Annotated in this window: 3 protein-coding genes; all 3 read right to left on the bottom strand. The window is 29.6% G+C overall.

Features of this window, described 5'->3' with window-relative positions; translation table 11 throughout:
• Positions 1-242: 242 nt before the first annotated feature.
• Positions 243-905, bottom strand: coding sequence for a sulfotransferase family protein (locus tag VJ881_02150; GenBank protein ID HKL74843.1), 663 nt, complete (start codon positions 903-905; stop codon positions 243-245).
• A 2-nt stretch (positions 906-907) separates the two neighbouring features.
• Positions 908-1,486 carry a class I SAM-dependent methyltransferase gene (locus VJ881_02145; GenBank protein ID HKL74842.1) on the bottom strand — a complete coding sequence of 193 codons (579 nt, stop codon included), beginning with the start codon at positions 1,484-1,486 and terminating at the stop codon, positions 908-910.
• The coding region (locus VJ881_02140; protein HKL74841.1) for a hypothetical protein at positions 1,470-2,652 on the bottom strand (1,183 nt) is incomplete at its 5' end. The genes VJ881_02140 and VJ881_02145, both read right to left, overlap by 17 nt.

The following is a 2,652-nucleotide window of genomic DNA, read 5'->3' as shown; positions in this document are numbered from 1 at the left end:
TTCATTAAAAAAGATATCACTCATATCCTTGTCGTAGTGTTGACCGGTATGGATAATAGTCTCTTTAAAATGTTTTTTTAATAATTTGGATAATATTGCAGCTTTAACAAATTGTGGTCTTGCTCCTACTATTGATACAATCTTTTTCATAATCCCTTCATTTTCAATTTCACTAAGGCTAATTTAGTTTAAACAAATTAAAAATAACCGTATGCTTTCCTTTTTGTTTTTAAAGAATATTTTTATATATGCCACTGCTTCGGTAGGGGTATTTTTTCATAACCAAACATTTCAAAATCTTTTTTATAACGTTCGTAAATTAACTGATAAGTCTTGTCAGTGTAATAATCATCTAACTCAGGTGGTTTAGCCTTTTTAGGTTTGTCTACATATTTTAAGTCTTTTGTATAATGTGCGCCTTCTTTGGTGGTATAGTTTAAATGTTTTGGGGATTGGTAAGGCAGTCCAATACGATTAAGAATGATTTTAAAATCTTTGTCAAAATCTTCCAATTTTCCTATAAAATCAATTCCTGGTTTAATAAATTTATGTTGACTTGTCCAATGTGGGTCATTCCTGTCTTTCCCTTTTTCATTAAAACATAAGAAGTTTATAAAATCATCAAAGCTCATATTAGGTATTAATCCAAAAGGTTTAAGCTGCTGTTTAATAAAATGAGGTGGGGGATTTATTATTTTATTCAGATAACATGACAATACCCTTTTATATGGGTTGCGTACAAAAGTGAATATAAAATAATCCTTATACCTTTTTAAGCTCTTTATGTCTTGTAATTTTGCTTTATATTTAGCAGAGAAGTAGAAGTACTCCCGTAGTGTTCGGGTAGCGTTTTTATAGATTAAAACGCAAATAAATTTGTGTTTATCACTTATAATTGTTTGCATAATTATTTTCTTTTAGAGTCTGCTAAAAAAATCGTGTTTTTATCATTCATTTTTATGGGGTAAATAGCTTTAATATCGAGTAATTCTGAATATCTTTTTACTATCTCCTCGGAAGACTCATAAACTCTTACATGCCCTTTAGTCCAATAATTAGGTACAGAGAAAATAAATCGTTTTCCTGAAGGGATATTTTCAACTACCGATAAATCTTCGGTAATATGTTCCAATACCTCAAATGAAACTACTGTATCGAATCTGTGCAAATTATACACAAGTTCGTCTTTAATATTTTTTACATAAAAAAACTTTTTGAATTTTGTATTTAATGATTGAGCCATTTTAATAGCCTGTTCACTAAAATCAATACCATAAATAAAATTGTATTTATTTTTAATGAGTAATCGGGCAAATTGTCCCGGGCCACATCCTAAATCAAAAATTCTTTCCGATTTACTTAATATGCTAAGTGCTTTTAACCAAACGTTGGCATAAATAGATTTGAGTGGAGGTTTTGAATACTCTCCTCCTTTATTTTTGTTTTGCTTGTAAATTTTATCGTAATATTTATTGTCTAATTCCAACATGACTTTCTATCATTTTTTGTTTTAAACTTTCGTATTTTTTTGTTAGTTCAGGGTTTTTCTTTCTTTTGATATGTAAAGAATTGTTTGAAACAATATAGTTCCATGTAGGTTCCGGGTTGTAGACAAAAACATTTCCTTCTCCCTCATATACCCGAAGCCAAAAATCATAAAATGCGTAATTCCCCCATTCTAATTTAAATGGTCCGTACTTTTTTATTAAATCTTTATGAATTAAAGCACAGTCGCTTATAAAATTTCCTTCAAGGTGCTTTTTATGTGAGTAGTTATGAAAATACCTTGTTCTAACAATTCCATCAAAAGTTATATCAAAGGCAGAGTAACAAACTAATTTTTTATGTTTTTTACACAGGCTTATTTCATCATACAATTTTGTTTGATATGCTTCATCATTCCCGGAGGCATAAGCAAACCATTCATGTTTGATGTACGTTAATGCTTTATTTAATTGAGGGTATATTCCTGGTTGTTCTGATATACACAAATCAATTTCTTTATATTCTTTGGCTAATTGGATAGAATTATCTCCTTTTACCGTAGATAGGATAAGTTGAACATCTATGTTTTTTTGGGTTAGATAACTTTCAATGGCCCAACGTAAATTTTCTAAGTTATCTTTGTATGTATTAATAATAACCGAACATTTGTCATTTTTTTTGGCAGGCTTGATTTTTATTATTGTTTCCTTTTTAGGAAACTTTTTATCTTTATAAAAATCAGTATCTAACCAATCATCCCTAAATTGGAGGTATTCTTTTACCTCTGTTGCTACTTTGGGAGTGAATTTTCCCATGTAATTACTTTCATTTTTAATAATCTTTACAATATCGCTTACAGTACGATAATTTATTGCATTCGGAGTGTTCCCATTCCAAACAACTCTCCGCCCCATCAATCCCAGTTCGGATACCGTATTACTTAACCCATCATGTTTTGTTAATCTAAGGCCTAAAAAACATTTTTGATATACTTTAATTAACTCTTTTCTGGTGTATGTATCTTTAGTTGCTAAAATTATTTTAATACCGGGGAGGCTTCTTTTTATTTGCGGAATATACTTTTCTCCGTATACCTGTGAATTTGTTGAGGTGTACATAAAAATATATCTACCCAATCTGTAAGGTTTAATATCATCATTTGTATGA

The sequence above is a fragment of the Halanaerobiales bacterium genome, assembly GCA_035270125.1.
Taxonomy (GTDB): domain Bacteria; phylum Bacillota; class Halanaerobiia; order Halanaerobiales; family DATFIM01; genus DATFIM01.
The sequence above is the reverse complement of the archived record's forward strand: the minus strand, read 5'-3'. Positions and strand labels throughout refer to the sequence as shown.